The sequence below is a fragment of the Citrobacter sp. MNAZ 1397 genome, from assembly GCF_023613995.1.
In the GTDB taxonomy this organism is placed as follows: Bacteria; Pseudomonadota; Gammaproteobacteria; order Enterobacterales; family Enterobacteriaceae; genus Phytobacter; species Phytobacter ursingii.
The window spans coordinates 929,049-947,046 of sequence record NZ_JAKIVH010000001.1; the positions used below are offsets into that span (position 1 = coordinate 929,049).

The 17,998-nt window shown below is 53.3% G+C and carries 17 protein-coding genes; 12 read left to right on the forward strand and 5 right to left on the reverse strand.

The annotated features are described in order from the left end of the window. The first annotated feature begins 136 nt into the window (after positions 1–136). From L2097_RS04240 to L2097_RS04270, 7 genes are all read left to right on the forward strand, one after another. Entirely contained in the window at positions 137–1,519 is a 1,383-nt protein-coding gene (locus tag L2097_RS04240; protein ID WP_250352187.1) for an MFS transporter, read from the forward strand. Positions 1,520–1,541: 22 nt separating this feature from the next. Next, entirely contained in the window at positions 1,542–2,585 is a 1,044-nt protein-coding gene (locus tag L2097_RS04245; RefSeq protein WP_250352188.1) for an NAD(P)-dependent alcohol dehydrogenase, read from the forward strand. A gap of 21 nt (positions 2,586–2,606) precedes the next feature. After that, the gene (locus L2097_RS04250) at positions 2,607–3,443 is read left to right on the forward strand and encodes a ketose-bisphosphate aldolase (protein ID WP_250352189.1); all 837 of its coding nucleotides are present in this window, start codon (positions 2,607–2,609) and stop codon (positions 3,441–3,443) included. 4 nt (positions 3,444–3,447) lie between these two features. Further along, the gene (locus L2097_RS04255; RefSeq protein WP_085006502.1) at positions 3,448–4,395 is read left to right on the forward strand and encodes a carbohydrate kinase family protein; all 948 of its coding nucleotides are present in this window, start codon (positions 3,448–3,450) and stop codon (positions 4,393–4,395) included. 7 nt (positions 4,396–4,402) lie between these two features. Next, positions 4,403–5,386 (forward strand): NADH-dependent methylglyoxal reductase, encoded by a 984-nt coding sequence (gene ydjG / locus L2097_RS04260; RefSeq protein ID WP_250352190.1) that lies wholly within the window; start codon positions 4,403–4,405, stop codon positions 5,384–5,386. A gap of 135 nt (positions 5,387–5,521) precedes the next feature. Further along, positions 5,522–6,280, forward strand: coding sequence for a DeoR/GlpR family DNA-binding transcription regulator (locus L2097_RS04265; RefSeq protein WP_047369931.1), 759 nt, complete (start codon positions 5,522–5,524; stop codon positions 6,278–6,280). A 169-nt stretch (positions 6,281–6,449) separates the two neighbouring features. Next, positions 6,450–7,805 (forward strand): MFS transporter, encoded by a 1,356-nt coding sequence (locus tag L2097_RS04270; protein WP_047369932.1) that lies wholly within the window; start codon positions 6,450–6,452, stop codon positions 7,803–7,805. 34 nt (positions 7,806–7,839) lie between these two features. On the opposite strand, the gene pncA is transcribed toward L2097_RS04270, so the two are convergent. The 3 genes from pncA to sppA all read right to left on the reverse strand — a co-directional run bounded on the left by pncA (position 7,840) and on the right by sppA (position 11,492). After that, positions 7,840–8,481, reverse strand: a complete 642-nt coding sequence (gene pncA, locus L2097_RS04275; protein ID WP_047369933.1) for a bifunctional nicotinamidase/pyrazinamidase — start codon at positions 8,479–8,481, stop codon at positions 7,840–7,842. A gap of 10 nt (positions 8,482–8,491) precedes the next feature. After that, positions 8,492–9,508, reverse strand: coding sequence for an asparaginase (ansA, locus tag L2097_RS04280; RefSeq protein ID WP_250352191.1), 1,017 nt, complete (start codon positions 9,506–9,508; stop codon positions 8,492–8,494). 130 nt (positions 9,509–9,638) lie between these two features. Beyond that, positions 9,639–11,492, reverse strand: coding sequence for a signal peptide peptidase SppA (sppA, locus tag L2097_RS04285; protein WP_047369935.1), 1,854 nt, complete (start codon positions 11,490–11,492; stop codon positions 9,639–9,641). 162 nt (positions 11,493–11,654) lie between these two features. On the opposite strand from sppA, the gene L2097_RS04290 reads away from it, so the two are divergent. The 4 genes from L2097_RS04290 to L2097_RS04305 all read left to right on the forward strand — a co-directional run bounded on the left by L2097_RS04290 (position 11,655) and on the right by L2097_RS04305 (position 15,668). After that, on the forward strand, positions 11,655–12,206 hold the full coding sequence (locus L2097_RS04290; RefSeq protein ID WP_085006360.1) for an NAD(P)H nitroreductase: 552 nt from the start codon (positions 11,655–11,657) through the stop codon (positions 12,204–12,206). A gap of 116 nt (positions 12,207–12,322) precedes the next feature. After that, complete coding sequence (gene selD, locus L2097_RS04295) at positions 12,323–13,366, forward strand: selenide, water dikinase SelD (RefSeq protein WP_085006359.1); 1,044 nt, start codon at positions 12,323–12,325, stop codon at positions 13,364–13,366. 4 nt (positions 13,367–13,370) lie between these two features. After that, positions 13,371–15,317, forward strand: coding sequence for a DNA topoisomerase III (locus L2097_RS04300; protein WP_047369938.1), 1,947 nt, complete (start codon positions 13,371–13,373; stop codon positions 15,315–15,317). Between the two features lie 180 nt (positions 15,318–15,497). Further along, positions 15,498–15,668, forward strand: coding sequence for a hypothetical protein (locus L2097_RS04305; protein ID WP_167337872.1), 171 nt, complete (start codon positions 15,498–15,500; stop codon positions 15,666–15,668). Positions 15,669–15,756: 88 nt separating this feature from the next. Here the strand turns inward: L2097_RS04305 and gdhA are convergent, their stop codons facing one another. Beyond that, positions 15,757–17,100 carry an NADP-specific glutamate dehydrogenase gene (gene gdhA / locus L2097_RS04310; protein WP_047369939.1) on the reverse strand — a complete coding sequence of 448 codons (1,344 nt, stop codon included), beginning with the start codon at positions 17,098–17,100 and terminating at the stop codon, positions 15,757–15,759. Positions 17,101–17,335: 235 nt separating this feature from the next. On the opposite strand from gdhA, the gene L2097_RS04315 reads away from it, so the two are divergent. After that, a complete protein-coding gene (locus tag L2097_RS04315) occupies positions 17,336–17,620 on the forward strand; it encodes a YnjH family protein (RefSeq protein WP_047369940.1) in 285 nt (94 codons plus the stop codon). Here the strand turns inward: L2097_RS04315 and L2097_RS04320 are convergent. Further along, entirely contained in the window at positions 17,583–17,996 is a 414-nt protein-coding gene (locus tag L2097_RS04320) for a pyrimidine (deoxy)nucleoside triphosphate diphosphatase (RefSeq protein WP_250352192.1), read from the reverse strand. The two genes, L2097_RS04315 and L2097_RS04320, sit on opposite strands and share 38 nt — an antisense overlap. Positions 17,997–17,998: the final 2 nt, after the last annotated feature.

Sequence of the window (17,998 nt, forward strand, 5' to 3'; positions counted from 1 at the left end):
AACCGTTCCTTGTTATTAGCATCACCAATGCGATCTTGTCCTTTATTTTGAATGTTGAAGGAAATAATAAAACAAGACGTCGCGGACGGAATACACGAATACAAAAATTAATGCTTTATTTCGTGAGGAATATCTTATGGGAAACACAATTGAAAAACCCAATTGTGGGGCAAGACTCGACCGTCTTCCGGACAGCCACTGGCATTATACTATGTTTGGGATGGTGGCTTTCGGATTATTAGTTTGCTGGAGTAACGCCGTTGGTGGGTTAATTCTGGCGCAGTTAAAAGAGCTCGGATGGACAGATAATTCAACGACCGCAACCTTTTCTGCTATTACCACGGCGGGGATGTTCGCCGGGGCATTAATTGGCGGCATCATTGGCGATAAAATTGGCCGTAAGAAAGCCATTATCCTTTATGAAGTTATTCATATTGTGTCAATGATTGCCGGTGCGCTCTCTCCGGATATGACGTTCCTGATTGCCTGCCGTCTGGTGATGGGATTTGGTCTGGGCGCGCTGCTGGTGACGCTGTTTGCCGGTTACACCGAATACATGCCGGGGCGTAGTCGTGGAACCTGGTCTAGTCGCGTCTCCTTTATTGGCAACTGGTCATATCCATTGTGTTCATTAATTGCGATGGGGCTGACGACAATGGTCAGCGCGGAGTGGAACTGGCGTGTACAGCTTATTATTCCGAGCGTGCTCTCGTTGATTGCCACCTGGCTTGCCTGGCGTTATTTTCCCGAATCCCCGCGTTGGCTGGAATCGCGTGGACGCTATGCGGAAGCAGAGGCCATCATGTCGGAGATCGAACGTAAAGTCAGTCTGCAAACCGGCAAGACACTGAGCGTGGTGACACCCACTGAGAGTAAAAGCCTGCCCGCCGTGGTGCCTTATTCATCGCTGCTGAAAGGAGCGTTACTTAAACGGGTGATTCTGGGATCGTTTGTCTTAATCGCCATGAATGTGGTGCAGTACACGCTAATTAACTGGCTGCCAACCATATTTATGTCGCAGGGGATTAACCTTAAAGATTCCATCGTGCTGAATACCATGAGCATGTTTGGCGCACCGTTTGGCATTTTTATCGCCATGATGGTGATGGACAAAATTCCACGCAAAACAATGGGTGTCGGATTACTGCTATTTATTGCTGCACTGGGTTATTTCTATTCTCTGCAGACCAATATGCTGATGATTACCGTTTGTGGCTTCTTCCTGATTACTTTTGTTTATATGTATGTCTGCTATGCCTCGGCAGTCTACGTACCTGAAATATGGCCTACCGAAGCAAAATTGCGTGGCTCGGGCCTGGCGAACGCCGTGGGTCGCATTAGCGGAATTGCCGCACCTTATGCTGTGGCAGTTCTGCTCAGTAACTATGGCGTCACCGGTGTCTTTATTCTGCTCAGCGTCGTGGCCATTATCGTCGCGGCGGCGATTGCAACCATCGGTATCGAAACAAAAGGGGCGTCTGTCGAAAGTATTGGGATGGATGCCGTTACCACCAAATAATGCGTCTTCGAAAGGAAAGTGTATGCAAAACTCTAAAGCAATTTTAAAAACACCCGGCACGATGACAATTCTCCCGGCGAATATGCCGGTGCCAAAAGATGATGAAGTCTTAATTAAAGTGGAATATGTCGGTATTTGTGGTTCGGATGTTCACGGTTTCGAATCTGGCCCTTTTATTCCGCCGAAAGATCCGAGCCAGGAAATTGGTCTCGGCCATGAGTGTGCCGGTACCGTGGTGGCCATTGGCCGTAATGTTAAAAAATTCAAACCGGGCGATAAAGTCAATATTGAACCCGGTGTGCCCTGCGGAAAATGTCGCTACTGCCTGGAAGGCAAATATAACATCTGTCCTGATGTCGACTTTATGGCAACCCAGCCAAATTACCGTGGCGCTCTGACATATTACCTCTGTCACCCTGAAAGCTTTACCTACAAGCTGCCGGAAAATATGGACACCATGGAGGGCGCACTGGTCGAGCCTGCGGCGGTGGGGATTCATGCCGCGATGCTGGCTGACGTAAAGCCCGGCAAAAAGATTGTCATTCTCGGCGCAGGCTGTATCGGCTTGATGACTCTGCAGGCTTGCCGCTATCTGGGCGCCACGCAAATTGTGGTGGTTGATGTGCTGGAAAAACGACTGGCGATGGCGGAAAAACTGGGCGCTAGCGCGGTGATTAACGGCGCGAAAGAGGACACGGTGGCCTGCTGTGCCGAACGTATTGGTGAGATGGGGGCGGATATCGTTTTTGAAACGGCCGGTTCAGCCATCACTGTAAAACAGGCACCTTATCTGGTGATGCGCGGTGGCAAAATAATGATTGTCGGTACTGTACCGGGCGACTCTGCGATTAATTTCCTGAAAATTAATCGTGAAGTCAGCATTCAAACGGTATTCCGTTATGCCAATCGCTATCCATTAACTATTGAGGCTATCTCCTCCGGTAAATTCGATGTGAAATCGATGGTCACCCATATTTACGATTATGACGATGTGCAACGCGCATTCGACGAATCGGTAAATAACAAACGCGAAGTCATTAAAGGCGTTATTAAAATTTTAGCTTAATTCATTAATGAGGTGTTATTCATGCTGGCAGATATCAGATTCTGGGAAAATCACGCACAAGAAAACCATTATGCGATTGCGCATTTTAATGTCTGGAATGCGGAGATGTTGATGGGCGTTATTGATGCGGCGGAAGAGACAAAGTCTCCGGTCATTATTTCTTTTGGTACAGGTTTTGTAGGCAATACATCGTTTGAAGACTTCTCTCATATGATGGTCTCCATGGCGAAACAAGCCACGGTTCCGGTTATTACTCACTGGGACCATGGCCGCAGCATGGAGATTATTCACAATGCCTGGCAGCACGGGATGAACTCTTTAATGCGTGATGCATCGGCATTCGACTTTGAAGAAAATATCCGTTTGACCAAAGAGGCCGTGGATTTCTTCCATCCGCTGGGTATTCCGGTCGAGGCGGAACTGGGCCATGTTGGCAACGAAACGGTCTACGAAGAGGCGCTGGCGGATTATCACTATACCGACCCGGACCAGGCTGCGGAGTTTGTTGCGCGCACCGGGTGTGACTCGCTGGCGGTGGCGATTGGCAATCAGCACGGCATTTATACCTCCGCGCCGCAGCTTAACTTTGAAGTTGTCCGCCGCGTTCGTGAAGCTGTCTCGGTTCCGCTGGTTTTACATGGCGCGTCCGGGATCAGCGATGCGGACATCAAAAAAGCCATCTCGCTGGGCATCGCCAAAATCAACATCCATACCGAGCTGTGCCAGGCGGCAATGGTGGCGATAAAAGAGAACCAGCATCAGCCGTTCCTGCATCTGGAGCGCGAAGTGCGTAAAGCCGTTAAAGAACGTGCGCTGGAGAAAATCCGTCTGTTTGGTTCGGACGGTAAGGCGGAATAGCAACATGGGTAAAATAGATGTCATTTGCGTGGGGGCCGCGATTGTCGACATCCCATTGCAACCGGTGAGTAAGAACATTTTCGATGTTGATTCTTATCCGCTGGAGCGCATTGCGATGACCACAGGCGGCGATGCCATCAACGAGGCGATGATCATTTCTCGCCTCGGGCATAAAACCGCCCTTAACAGCCGCATCGGCAATGATGCGGCAGGGCATTTCATCCTCGAACGCTGCCGTCAGGAGAACATCGATATTTACAGTCTGCGCATGGACGAGGGTGTCGATACCTCGATCAACGTGGGGCTGGTGACCAGCGACGGTGAACGGACCTTTGTGACGAATCGCAACGGCAGTCTGTGGAAGCTGGCGCTGGAGCATGTGGATTTCAGCCGCTTTGCCGAGGCGAGATTGCTGTCGCTGGCGAGCATCTTTAACAGCCCGTTGCTGGATGGCAACGCGCTGAAAGAGATTTTCATCCGCGCCAAAGCACAGCAATTGCTTATCTGTGCCGACATGATCAAACCACGCCTGGGCGAGACGCTGGACGATATCCGCGAGGCCTTAAGTTACGTGGATTTCCTCTTTCCCAACTATGAAGAGGCGAAGCTGCTCACCGGTGAGACGTCGCTGGACGGTATTGCCGACAGCTTTCTCGCTTGTGGCGTCAAAACGGTGGTGATCAAGACGGGCAAGAAGGGCTGTTTTATTAAGAACAGCGAGACGCGCCTTGAAGTGCCTGCGGTGAAAGGGATCACCGCCATCGACACCATCGGGGCCGGGGATAATTTTGCCTCCGGGTTTATCTGCGGCCTGCTGGAGGATAAATCGCTGCGTGACTGCGCGTTGTTTGCCAATGCCACGGCTGCGATCTCGGTGCTCAGCGTCGGTGCGACCACGGGCGTGAAAAACAGACAGCTTGTCGAACAACTGCTTGATGAGTATGAAGGATAAATAAAGCATGAAAATGATACCGTTGGGAAAAACCCAGCTTGCCGTTTCGCAACTCGGTCTGGGTACCTGGGCCATCGGCGGTGGTCCCGCCTGGAATGGCGACCTGGATACCCAGGTTTGTATCGATACAATCGTGGAAGCGCACCGCTGCGGCATCAACCTGATTGATACCGCACCGGGGTACAACTTCGGTAACAGTGAGCGCATTGTCGGCCAGGCATTGACTGACTTACCGCGCGACGAGGTGATTGTCGAAACCAAGTGCGGCATTGTGTGGGAGCGTGAAGGCAGCCTGTTTAATAAAGTGGGCGACCGCCAGCTGTATAAAAACCTCACGCCGGAATCTATCCGCGAAGAGGTGGACGCCAGCCTGCAACGCCTGCGGATTGACTGCATCGATATCTACATGACCCACTGGCAGTCGGTGCCGCCGTTCTTTACCCCAATTGCAGAAACCGTCGCAGTGCTTAACGCGTTGAAGAAAGAGGGCAAGATCAAGTCCATCGGCGCGGCAAATGTGGACATCGGACATATCGAAGAGTACCTGCGTCATGGCGAACTGGATATAGTACAGGCGAAATACAGCCTCCTTGATCGGCAAATCGAGCGTGACATACTGCCGCTTTGCCAGAAGCACGGCATCGTCCTGCAAGTCTATTCACCGCTGGAGCAGGGACTGCTGACCGGCACTGTGACGCGCGACTATGTTCCGGTGGGTGCGCAGGCAAATAAAGTGTGGTTCCAGCATGATAATATGCTACAGGTTATTGATATGCTGGAGAAATGGCAGCCGCTGTGTAAAAAGTACGATTGCACGGTACCCACACTCGCACTAGCGTGGATATTGAAACAAAGCAGGCTGATTTCTATTTTGAGCGGCGCGACCTCACCGCAGCAGGTGCGGGAAAATGTGCGGGCAACGGCCATTAATCTCAGCGATGCCGATGCATTAATAATGAAAGAGATGGCTGACGCGCTTATTAATAAGTAACAGAAATGACGGTGTGTCTTTGTTTCTCGGAAATACATGAATAAATCTGTGATTCAAACATATTCTTTTGAAAGTAAACATGGCGTGTGACATACTGCCTGGATATCATGTTATTAAACGAAGCAGAGGCATACCGTGGCTGCAAAGGACCGATTGCAAACCATTAAACAGATGGTAACCAACGAAAAGAAAGTGCAGGTGACTCAACTGAGCCAGCTCTTTCAGGTTACCGAAGAGACTATCCGTCGCGATTTAGAAAAGCTGGAAGCCGAAGGGATCATTACCCGCACTTATGGTGGTGCGGTGCTCAACAGTGCCAGCATCACGGATAACGTTCATTTTTATAAACGCGCGAAATCTTTTTTTGAAGAGAAGCAGGTTATTGCGCTAAATGCGCTGCCGTTTATTAATAACAAGACCACGATGTCTGCAGATTCCAGTACTACCGCAATGGAGCTGTTGAAATTATTAAAAGACCGCAAAGACCTGACGCTGTTGACTAACTCAACCGAAGCCTTTCGCGAACTGGCACAGTCGGACATTAATATCGTATCAACCGGGGGCGAGTTTAATAAGAATACGCTTTCTTTTCAGGGGCGCATTACTAAAGAAATTATTGGTAAATACCATGTCGATATTATGGTGATGAGCTGTAAAGGTCTGGACATCGACAGCGGTGCGCTTGATTCCAACGAAGCAGAAGCAGAAATAAAAAAAATGATGATCAGCCAGGCGACAGAAGTTGCTTTGCTGGTGGATCATTCAAAATTTGACCGTAAGGCCTTTGTTCAGCTCGTCGATTTTAGCCACATTAATTATATTATTACGGATAAAAAACCAGGCGATCAGTGGATTTCATTTTGTCAGAAAAACAATATTCAACTGATTTATTAAGTTTGGGGGTGGGCTGAATATCGCGCGAATGTGCGTGGCAGCCTGTTGGTCATTATCCCTCAAATATGGTTAATGATTCCTGGTGTAAAAAATCGTTAAACGGACTGAGCGAATGCATATTCGTTATTCTGGTTGTGACTTTCACCAGGCATATTTTGAGGCATAGATAATGGAACAATATGACCATATTGGCATCCGCATGGATCGTTTGCCACTCTCATCTTTTCATTACCGGATATTTGGCATTATCGGGCTGAGTTTATTAATTACCGGTTTTCTCAGCTATTCGGGAAATGTCGTGCTGGCAAAACTGGTCAGTAATGGCTGGTCAAATAATTACCTCAATGCGGCGTTCACCTCCGCCCTGATGCTCGGCTATTTCATTGGCTCGCTGATGGGGGGATTTGTTGGCGATTATCTGGGGCGGCGCAAGGCGTTTCGCATCAATTTGCTGATCGTCGGATTTACCGCCACCGCTGCCACCTTTTCTCCGGACATGTACTGGCTTATTTTCCTGCGCTGTCTGATGGGGACCGGAATGGGGGCGCTGATTATGGTGGGGTACGCCTCTTTCACCGAATTTATTCCCGCAGCTATCCGTGGCAAATGGTCCGCGCGCCTGTCGTTTGTCGGCAACTGGTCCCCGATGCTCTCGGCCGCTATCGGCGTGGTGGTGATCGGTTATTTGAGCTGGCGGGTCATGTTTTTGCTGGGCGGGGTATCGATGCTGGTCGCCTGGTGGCTGTCGGGGCGTTATTTTATTGAATCACCGCGCTGGCTGGCGGGGAAGGGCAAAGGCGATGTTGCACAGCAGGTGGTATGCGAGATTGAGCAGCAGGTTAGCCGGGAGAAAAACATAGCCCTGGCGGAGATAAAACCCGTCGCGCATCGATCTGCCGGGACGGAAAAAGGCAGTTTCTGGCAGCTCTTTCGCGGCGATATGCTGCGCAGAACGCTGGTGGCGATCACGGTACTGGTGGCAATGAATTTTTCGCTCTATACCATTACCGTGTGGATCCCCACAATATTCGTTAACTCGGGGATTGATGTCACCAAATCGATCTTTATGACCGCCATTATTATGATTGGTGCCCCCCTGGGGATTTTCATTGCCGCGATGATTATCGATAAATTCCCGCGCCGCTGGTTTGGTTCCATTCTGCTGCTGATTGTGGCGGTGCTGGGCTATTACTATTCGCTGCAAAAAGAGGAGTGGGCCATTTTATCCCTCGGTCTGGTGCTCATTTTCTTCCTCTACATGTATGTCTGCTTCGCCTCGGCGGTATACGTCCCTGAATTATGGCCGACCCATTTGCGCCTGCGAGGCTCCGGCTTTGTGAATGCGGTGGGGCGTATCGTCGCCGTCTTCACCCCGTACGGCGTGGCGGCATTATTGACCCACTACGGCACATACGCGGTCTTTTCGGCGCTGGGGGTGATGCTGGTGTGCTGCTCGCTGATCCTGTTTCTGTTTGGGATTGAAACGCGGATGATATCGCTGGAAAAGATTTCGGAGCTGTCGTGAAAATGTCGTCCGGTTTGTGGGCCGGACGACACTATCAGGCTTGCGTTTCCTGCCAGTCAGCCAGCGTATAAAGCGTTGCACCTTCGGCTGACATCTCCATAAAGGCATGCGCGCTATCCTGCGCATTGATGTTCACCCCACGGCAGCCGTCGGTAATGACGTTGACACGATAACCCAGTTTCAGCGCATCCAGTACGGTAAATTTCACGCAATAATCGGTGGCGAGCCCCATGATGGTTAGCTCAGCAATGCCATGCTGACGCAACCAGTCGTCGAGCCCGGTTTTCTGCCGATGTCCGTTATCAAAAAACGCGCTGTAGCTATCGATAGCCGGATTTTGCCCCTTGTGAAACACCGCATCCATTGCTGAGGCTTTCAACAGGGGATGTAACGCCGCGCCTTCGCTGTGCTGCACGCAATGATCCGGCCAGAAGGTTTGCGCCAGGCCATCAAGCACACCTTGTGAAAAGGGCGCAACCTGATGCTGACTGGCGAAACTGCCATGATTAGCCGGGTGCCAGTCCTGCGTCGCCAGTACAGGTTCGCCGCGTGCCTGGCACCAGTCAATCAGCGTGTTCGCCACATCGACCGTGCTGTCGCCTTCTGCCACGGCCAGCGCGCCGCCTGCACAGAAATCATTTTGCAGGTCGACCAGGAGCAACGCGCGTTGTTTCATCGGGGTTTCCTTATTCGTCAGCGGTGAGTTCACCGCGCAGATTCTGCGTCATGGCGCTACGAATCGTGGCCGCGTCCAGATCCTGGCTCAACAGATAATGCAGTTTAGTCAGTGTGGCCTCAACAGTCATATCCGCACCGCCAATCACGCCTGCGTGCGCCAGTGCGTTGCCGGTGGCGTAACCGCCCATATTAACCTTACCCGACATACACTGCGTCAGGTTAACCACCACAATGCCACGCGCACTGGCTTCCTGTAACTCTTTGAGGAACTCGCCGTTTTGCGGCGCGTTGCCCACACCATAAGAGCGCAGGATCAGCGCTTTAACGGGTTGACGCAGGAAGTTTCTTACCACGTCTGCCGAGATGCCAGGATAAATCGTCACCACGCCAATCGGCTGCGGGGTGATCGGATGGACAATCAGTTCGCCGCTACCGTGCGGCGCAGGTGGCGTATTGAGGCGACGAATATGAATTCCCGCTTCCAGCAGCGGCGACAGATTCGGCGAGGCAAAGGCGTCGAAACCGTCAGCATGCGCTTTCGTCGTGCGGTTACCGCGATAGAGGCGGTTGTTAAAAAACAACGTCACTTCGTTAATCGGGAAGTTGGCCGCCACGTACAGCGAGTTGAGCAAATTAATCTGCCCGTCGGAACGCAGTTCCGCCAGCGGAATTTGCGAGCCGGTGACGATAACCGGCTTACTCAGGTTTTCCAGCATAAACGACAGCGCCGAGGCAGTGTATGCCATGGTGTCGGTGCCGTGCAGGATGACAAAGCCATCATAATCGTTGTAATGGGCTTTGATATCGTCAGCGATATGCTGCCAGTCCTCCGGCGTCATATCGGAGGAGTCCATCAACGGATCATATTCGTGGATGGTGAAGTCAGGCATTTCGGGGCGATGGAATTCAGGCATTAACGCCAGTTGGCGTTGCAGATGACCGGAGACGGGAACATAGCCGTGTTCGGAGCGTTGCATACCGATGGTACCGCCAGTGTAGGCAACATAAATCGATTTCTTTTGCATGATAGAAAATGTGTTGTCGCAGAGTGGGGGGGAGTATATACGCAGTGAATGAATGATGCAGCGAAAGCGCGAAGAAAAGGCGGAGTCAGCGTGATGCCGATCTCCGCCTGCTTACAAAATGTTCAGTTTATTAGCGAATGTTGGCGCAGGTCAGGCAAAACGCGTAACGGTTTTGCGGATCATTAAACGCCGCCAGTTTGTCTGTTTCAGCTTTGACCTGAACCGCCGCATTGGCCAGTGGCGCAGGCAGATACGCCTGCAATGCCTGTGGCAACATAGCGCGTACGGAACCTGACATGCTGTCCATCACGCGATCAAAGAATGAGGGCTCATCCTGATACCAGTCCACATGCCACTGTTTGAGTTTCGCCAGCTCTGCCGCTTTGCTCAGCGCATCGTCGAAATCACCCAACCCGTCGACCAGCCCGTTGGCTTTCGCATCCTGCCCGGTCCAGACGTGACCCTGGGCGATTTTATCAATCTGTTCCGGCGTACTGTTACGCGACTGAGCAACCAGAGTAATAAAGCGTTTGTAGCCGTTCTCAATGCTTATCTGCATCATCTGCTGAACTTCTGGCGGCAGCGCTTTGGTCATGCTGACATCCGCCAGCGGTGACGTTGCCACGCCGTCGGTATGCACGCCAATGCTGTCAAGGCTGTTCTCCAGCGTATTGATAACGCCGAAAATGCCAATCGACCCGGTCAGCGTGCTGGCATTGGCCACGATGTAGTTCGCAGGCGTTGAGATCCAGTAACCGCCGGATGCCGCCATACCGCCCATGGAGACCACGACCGGTTTGCCTGCCGCGCGCGCTGCGGCCAATTCAGAGCGAATCACTTCCGAGGCGCTTACGCTGCCACCAGGGCTATTAACACGCAGGACAATGGCTTTCACTTTCGGATCCAGTCGTGCATCGCGGATCTGCGACGCGGTAGTATCACCCCCCACGTTCCCCGGGGTTTCATTACCGTCCATGATCGCGCCATTTGCAAAGACGACAGCGACGGCGTCGCCCATATCGCTCGGTTTTTTCAACTGATAATCGTAATAGCTGATGGCGCGGAAATTTTTGTCTTTATCATCCCAGCCGAACTGTTTGGTCAGCGCTTTTTCCGCATCGGCGCTTGAACCCAGTTCGTCCACCAGTTTGTTATCCAGCGCGTATTTAGCCGTATCGCCATCAACTTTACGCAGCCCGTCCAGCACGCCTTGGGCGCCTGGGAAGATCTGCTGTGCGGTAACCTGGCGGTTGGCGGCGATGGTATTGAGATAATTTTGCCAGAGTTCGCCTACCCAACGGCTGTCGGCATCGCGCGCGGCCGGAGACATGTCGTCGCGGATAAACGGCTCGACGGCGGATTTATAGGTTCCGACGCGGAACACATGGGTGCTCACTTTCAGTTTGTCGAGCAGGGATTTGTAATACAGCCCGTTAGTGGCGAAGCCATGCAGATCAACCACCCCTTGCGGCGAGAGCCAAATCTTATTGGCAAAGCTTGCAAGGTAATACTGGCCCTGGCTGTAGTTATCGCCCACCGCATAAACCGGCTTACCGCTGTCGCGGAACTCACGCAGCGCCTTACCGATATACTGCATAGAAGGCTGATCCGCTCCGGCGAAGTTTTTCAAATCCAGCACAATCCCGGTGATATTCCGGTCTGATTGCGCCTGACGAATGGTGTCGACGATATCGAACAGCGAGTTTTCCTGCAGGCGGTCGGAGCTTGCGCCAAAGAACTGGCGGCCCAGTGCGCCGAGTCGGTTGCTGGCAGACGGTTTATCCACTACCACACCGGTAATATCCATCAATAACGCACCCCGGCTGGCATGTTCTGCTTTGCTGTCGCTAAACTGCATCCACAGACCGACGCCGACCAGCACCAATAAAATAAAGAACAAATTGAGCACCAGATTGCGGATAAAGTTCAGCAATCGCCATGTCCACTTAAAAAAAACGGCAATAAAGCGCCAAAGGGTTCGCATGTATTCTCCCTGGTTAGTAACGTTTGCCGCTGCCCTGAGCGACAAGTGTGGTTATCCTAATTAGCCTGGCTCCTGTTGTCAGCAGGAATCGCTGCTGGTGCTGTAACAAAATCTACGCACGTGTTAATTTTAGGAACAAATTTCAATACAGGAGTTTAACTAATGGATGCACTTGAACTGCTCGTCAACCGCCGTAGCGCTTCCCGGTTGGCTGAACCGGCACCGACAGGCGAACAACTGGACAATATTATCCGCGCGGGGATGCGTGCGCCGGACCACGGCACGCTACAGCCGTGGCAATTTTTCATTATTGAAGGCGAGGGCCTTGCTCGCTTTGGCAGGACGCTTGAGCAGGGCGCCCTCAGCGCCGGGCTGGACGAAAAAGCGGTAGAAAAAGCACGGACTTCCCCGTCCCGTGCGCCGATGATTATCGCCGTGGTGGCGAAATGTGAAGAGAACCCGAAAGTGCCGCAGTGGGAACAACTGCTCTCGGCAGGCTGTGCTGTGATGGCGATGCAGATGGCGGCGCTGGCGCAGGGGTTCAACGGCATCTGGCGCACCGGTCCATTGACCGACAGTCCGGTTGTGCGCGACGCACTGAACTGCCGCGCGCAGGATAAAGTGGTCGGTTTCTTATACCTTGGCACCCCGCAACTTAAAGTCTCCACGACCATTAGCACGCCGGATACCGCGCCCTTCGTCCGTTATTTCTGATACTTGTTGGTAAAACTGTCTGGATTGTGAGCGAATCGCCGCAATTCGGACAGTCACGCTTATCATGCAACGTTTTGGGCGTTACCATAGCCGGATTGTCCTGACAGGAGTTGTCCATGAACGAACACGGTATTCGTCTGACGCAATACAGCCACGGAGCGGGTTGTGGTTGTAAAATTTCCCCCAAAGTGCTCGATACTATTCTGCATAGCGAGCAAGCGAAGTTTATCGACCCGAACCTGCTTGTGGGGAACGAAACCCGCGATGACGCGGCGGTATACGATCTCGGCAATGGCACCAGCGTTATCAGCACAACCGACTTTTTTATGCCCATTGTCGACAATCCTTTCGATTTTGGTCGGATCGCCGCCACTAACGCCATTAGCGACATTTTCGCCATGGGGGGCAAACCGATCATGGCGATCGCGATTTTAGGCTGGCCTGTCAACAAACTGGCGCCTGAAATTGCCCGTGAAGTTGTCGAAGGTGGCCGCCATGCCTGCCGACTGGCGGGTATTGCGCTGGCGGGCGGGCACTCTATTGATGCGCCAGAGCCCATTTTCGGGCTGGCGGTGACGGGCGTGGTGCCGACCGAGCGCATCAAGAAAAACAGTACCGCGCAGGCGGGCTGCCGACTCTTCCTTACTAAACCGCTCGGCATTGGCGTGCTGACAACCGCCGAGAAAAAATCGCTGTTGAAACCCGAACACATTGGGCTGGCAACGGAGGTGATGTGCCAGATGAACCTGGCCGGCGCCGCGTTTGCGGGCATCAGCGGTGTGAAGGCAATGACCGATGTTACCGGTTTTGGTCTGTTGGGCCACCTCAGTGAAATGTGCCAGGGCGCAGGCGTACAGGCGCAAATCTGGTATCAGGATGTGCCGAAATTACCGGGTGTTGAAGAGTACATTGCGCTTGGTGCGGTACCGGGCGGCACCCAGCGTAATTTCGCCAGCTACGGCCATTTGATGGGCGAGATGCCGGATGCGGTGCGTGATTTACTCTGCGATCCACAAACCTCTGGCGGTTTGTTGCTGGCGGTGAGCGCCGAGGCAGAAGGCGACGTTTACGCCACGGCGGCAGAATATGGCATTACCCTTGCGGCGGTGGGCGAGCTGGTTAGCGCACGCGCAGGGCGTCCGATGATTGAGATCCGTTAATCCAATGCGGTTGTTTATTGCCGAAAAACCCAGTCTGGGCCGCGCCATTGCGGATGTGCTACCCAAGCCGCATCGCAAAGGCGACGGCTATATTGAATGTGGCAATGGGCAGGTGGTGACCTGGTGTATTGGTCATCTGCTGGAGCAGGCGCAGCCGGATGTCTACGACAGCCGCTATGCACGCTGGAACCTGGCGGATCTGCCTATCGTGCCCGAAAAATGGCGGCTCCAGCCACGTCCCTCGGTAACCAAACAGATTAATGTGATCAAGCGTCTGCTCTCTGAGGCGACGGAAGTCGTCCACGCCGGTGACCCGGACAGAGAAGGGCAGTTGCTGGTTGATGAAGTACTCGATTACCTTGAACTGTCGCCGCAAAAGCGTCAGCAGGTCCAGCGCTGCCTGATTAACGATCTTAACCCCCAGGCGGTGGAGCGCGCGATTTCACGCCTGCGCGCCAACAGCGAATTTATTCCTTTGTGCGTTTCGGCACTGGCCCGCGCCCGCGCCGACTGGCTGTACGGCATCAACATGACGCGCGCGTATACATTGCTTGGGCGTAACGCCGGGTATCAGGGGGTGCTTTCCGTTGGTCGCGTACAGACGCCAGTTCTTGGGCTGGTGGTGCGCCGCGACGAAGAGATCGAGAACTTCGTGGCAAAAGATTTTTTCGAAGTGAAGGCGCATATTGTCACCCCGGCAGGGGAGCGGTTCACCGCCCTGTGGCAGCCGAGCGAGGCCTGTGAACCTTATCAGGATGAAGAGGGGCGTTTGCTGCACCGCCCGCTGGCTGAGCACGTGGTCGCGCGTATTTCCGGGCAGCCAGCGAACGTTACCGCCTATAACGATAAACGGGAATCAGAACCGGCGCCGTTACCTTTTTCGCTTTCAGCGCTGCAAATTGAAGCCGCGAAACGCTATGGCCTGAGCGCGCAGAACGTTCTCGATATCTGCCAGAAGCTGTATGAAACCCACAAGCTGATTACCTACCCGCGTTCGGACTGTCGTTATTTACCAGAAGAACATTATGCCGGGCGTCATGCGGTGATGAACGCGATTGGCGCTCATGCGCCGGATCTTCTGCCGCAGCCTGTGGTGAACGCCGATTTGCGTAATCGCTGCTGGGATGACAAAAAGGTGGATGCCCACCACGCCATTATTCCCACCGCGCGCAGTTCAAAGGTAAACCTGAGCGAAGGTGAGGCCAATGTTTACACTCTGATTGCGCGTCAGTATCTGATGCAGTTTTGTCCCGATGCGCTGTTCCGTAAATGCCAGATCGACCTCGATATTGCCAACGGCAAATTTATCGCCAAAGCGCGTTTCCTTGCCGAAGCGGGCTGGCGCACGCTGCTGGGGGCCAAAGAGCGTGACGAAGAGAACGATGGCACGCCGCTGCCGGTCGTGGCGAAAGGCGACGAACTTTTGTGTGAAAAAGGTGAGGTCGTGGAGCGTCAGACCCAGCCACCGCGCCACTTTACTGATGCGACGCTGCTTTCCGCGATGACGGGTATTGCCCGCTTTGTGCAGGACAAAGAGCTAAAAAAAATCTTGCGAGCAACGGACGGTCTGGGTACCGAGGCCACCCGCGCAGGCATTATCGAACTGCTGTTTAAGCGCGGTTTTCTGAATAAAAAAGGGCGCTATATCCTCTCGACTGACGCCGGACGTGCGTTGATTCACTCTCTGCCGGAGATGGCCGCCAGACCGGATATGACCGCGCACTGGGAGTCTGTGTTGACGCAAATAAGCGAGAAGCAGTGTCGTTATCAGGACTTTATGCAGCCGCTGGTTGGCACGTTGCATGAGCTGATTCATCAGGCTCGCAACACGCCGGTACAGCGGTTTCGGGGAATTACCGCCCCGGCGGGTGAGAAGAAAAAAACATCGGGTAAGCGGGCAACACGTAAACCGCGCAAAGATGACCCAACACCTCCGCAGCCCGCTGCCTGAGGCGCGTATCAGCATATGCATAAGAAGGGGGGCGGTCACGGGGGAAACACCGTGATTTTGCCCAAAGATGACGTTAACTTGCACAATTCGTAAAAAGACGTGATGGTGTCGTCTTCCTGTCACGGCGAAACGGGATTATTATGCGCGCGAACACAGACCATTGAGTAGCAGGACTGGAAAATGAGCGAGCAAAAAGCCATAGAAAGAAGCGAAGTACGTATCCCCGCCACTGTGCGCAACGCGCAATCCGATCGCAAAGAAAAAATGTTCAACGAACTCACCGCGGATGAGCAAATCGCGATCATTCTTAAACGTCACAGGGAAATTGTCTCATCGCTGGTGGTGAACTGAACGCCTGATGAGATTGCCCGGCGGCGTTGCGCTTACCGGGCATGGAACAGGAAAGCCGGGGCGACGCCGTGCCGCCCGGCAGAATGACTCAGATAAGCCCCTGACCGATCATCGCATCCGCCACTTTCACGAAGCCCGCAATATTGGCGCCGCGAACATAGTGAGTCTGCTTACCATCGCCGCCGTACTCCACACAGGCGTGGTGAATATCCAGCATTATGTGGTGCAGCCGCGCATCCACTTTTTCTGCTTTCCAGCCAAGACGCGCCGCGTTCTGTGCCATTTCCAGCCCTGATGTTGCCACCCCTCCGGCATTCGCCGCTTTACCCGGCGCAAACAGTACGCCTGCGTCCAGGAACAGATCGGTCGCCGCAATCGTGGTTGGCATATTGGCGCCCTCAGCGACTGCTTTCACGCCGTTGGCGATAAGCGTACGTGCGGCATCGACATCCAGTTCGTTCTGGGTGGCGCACGGCAGAGCAACATCGACCGGCACCGACCAGGGCTGCTGGCCTTCAAGGTACTGCAGACCAAACTCACGGGCGTAATCCGCCACGCGTCCATGCTGCTGCTCTTTAATTTCAATCAGACGTGCCAGTTTTTCGCGGGTGAAGCCCGCTTCATCGACCACGGTACCGTTGGAATCAGAAGCGGTAACCACGCGTGCGCCAAAGGCCATCGCTTTTTCGATAGCATATTGCGCCACGTTACCGGAGCCAGAAACGGCCACGCGCAGGCCTTCCAGACCCATACCATGACGCTTGAGCATCGCCTCGGTGAAATAGACCAGGCCGTAGCCCGTGGCTTCCGGGCGAATTAAACTGCCGCCGAAGGAGAGCCCTTTGCCGGTGAACACGCAGGCGTTATTGTTGGAGAGTTTTTTCATCATCCCGGCCATAAAGCCCACTTCACGCGCGCCTACGCCCATATCACCTGCCGGGACATCGGTATCCGGACCCAGATGGCGATACAGTTCGGTCATGAGCGACTGGCAGAAACGCATCACTTCCGCGTCGCTTTTCCCTTTAGGATCAAAATCGCTGCCGCCTTTACCACCGCCCATCGGCAGGGTGGTGAGGGCATTTTTGAAGGTCTGCTCGAAACCAAGGAATTTGAGGATTGACAAATTGACTGACGGATGGAAACGCATGCCGCCCTTAAACGGACCAATGGCGGAGTTAAATTGCACACGCCACGCGCGGTTAACCTGCACCTGGTTTTTATCGTCCACCCACACGACGCGGAATTGAATAACACGTTCCGGCTCAACCAGCCTTTCCAGCAGTGATAACTGACGATAACGCGGGTTTTGTTCGAGAAAAGGCCACAGTGTGGTCATTACTTCACGTACGGCCTGAGCGAACTCGGGCTGATGCGGATCGCGCTTTTGAACGTGGGAAAGAAACGATTCAAGAGAGCATGTCTGTTCCATAGATATAAGAGCCTCTTATGTTGATGGTGTGATTTTATGGTTGTTGTGAGCTAAAAAATCAGCGTTTTTCGACTATATCATCTGCAATATGCGGTAAAGCAAGCAAAAATAGGTCAGCGATATCAAATTAATAATAGGCGTCAAGTCATAACAAAAACCGATGATGAAAGAAAATGCGGTTCGTTAATAGAGATACGTTATAGTGATAAAGGGTTCTATTCAGGAAGAAAATGCTATGAAGCGTTCACTGTGGGGTTGGGGTTGTGTGCTGATGTTCGTCTCAGCGGGGGCCAGTGCGGAGCGACATCTGTCGCCGGATGTACAGGTGAATGTTCCTCCGGAAGTATTTACTTCTGGCGGTCAGCAGAGTTCGCAGCCCTGTAATCAGTGCTGCGTTTATCAGAATCAGAATTACACCGAAGGGGCGGTTATTAAAGCCGAAGGCGTGCTGCTCCAGTGCCAGCGCGACGAACGCACGGTGTCTACAAACCCGCTGGTCTGGCGTCGCGTGAAGCCATAAAGGCCTCCAGCAGAGGGATATCTGCAGGCGCAAGCGGCCAGTTAAAGGCTTCCTGCGGCGCACACCAGATGAGCGCCGCGTGGTGATGACGGGTAAGAGTGCCGGTGAAGGTCGGCACATGCCATGCGTGCAAATTGATAATGCGCCCGGAGACTTCGCGCTGATGGCTGGCGATATATTCCGTCGGCGTGGCTTCAATGCCAAGCTCTTCGCGAAGTTCGCGTATTAGTGCGTCTGACTGGCTCTCCCCGGCTTCTACCTTACCGCCAGCAAATTCCCACAGCCCCGCCTGATCGCCCTGTTCCGGGCGCTGCGCCAGCAAAATCTGACCATCGCGCTCAATAATGGCGGCGACAACCTCTATCGTTTTAAGCATGA

Coding starts and splice junctions, on each gene's coding strand:
- pncA (WP_047369933.1), bottom strand. CDS start 8,481: ATGAAACAACGCGCGTTGCTCCTGGTCGACCTGCAAAATGATTTCTGT.
- L2097_RS04255 (WP_085006502.1), top strand. CDS start 3,448: ATGGGTAAAATAGATGTCATTTGCGTGGGGGCCGCGATTGTCGACATC.
- selD (WP_085006359.1), top strand. CDS start 12,323: ATGAACGAACACGGTATTCGTCTGACGCAATACAGCCACGGAGCGGGT.
- sppA (WP_047369935.1), bottom strand. CDS start 11,492: ATGCGAACCCTTTGGCGCTTTATTGCCGTTTTTTTTAAGTGGACATGG.
- ansA (WP_250352191.1), bottom strand. CDS start 9,508: ATGCAAAAGAAATCGATTTATGTTGCCTACACTGGCGGTACCATCGGT.
- L2097_RS04270 (WP_047369932.1), top strand. CDS start 6,450: ATGGAACAATATGACCATATTGGCATCCGCATGGATCGTTTGCCACTC.
- L2097_RS04300 (WP_047369938.1), top strand. CDS start 13,371: ATGCGGTTGTTTATTGCCGAAAAACCCAGTCTGGGCCGCGCCATTGCG.
- L2097_RS04315 (WP_047369940.1), top strand. CDS start 17,336: ATGAAGCGTTCACTGTGGGGTTGGGGTTGTGTGCTGATGTTCGTCTCA.
- L2097_RS04240 (WP_250352187.1), top strand. CDS start 137: ATGGGAAACACAATTGAAAAACCCAATTGTGGGGCAAGACTCGACCGT.
- L2097_RS04305 (WP_167337872.1), top strand. CDS start 15,498: ATGAGCGAGCAAAAAGCCATAGAAAGAAGCGAAGTACGTATCCCCGCC.
- L2097_RS04245 (WP_250352188.1), top strand. CDS start 1,542: ATGCAAAACTCTAAAGCAATTTTAAAAACACCCGGCACGATGACAATT.
- ydjG (WP_250352190.1), top strand. CDS start 4,403: ATGAAAATGATACCGTTGGGAAAAACCCAGCTTGCCGTTTCGCAACTC.
- gdhA (WP_047369939.1), bottom strand. CDS start 17,100: ATGGAACAGACATGCTCTCTTGAATCGTTTCTTTCCCACGTTCAAAAG.
- L2097_RS04290 (WP_085006360.1), top strand. CDS start 11,655: ATGGATGCACTTGAACTGCTCGTCAACCGCCGTAGCGCTTCCCGGTTG.
- L2097_RS04250 (WP_250352189.1), top strand. CDS start 2,607: ATGCTGGCAGATATCAGATTCTGGGAAAATCACGCACAAGAAAACCAT.
- L2097_RS04320 (WP_250352192.1), bottom strand. CDS start 17,996: ATGCTTAAAACGATAGAGGTTGTCGCCGCCATTATTGAGCGCGATGGT.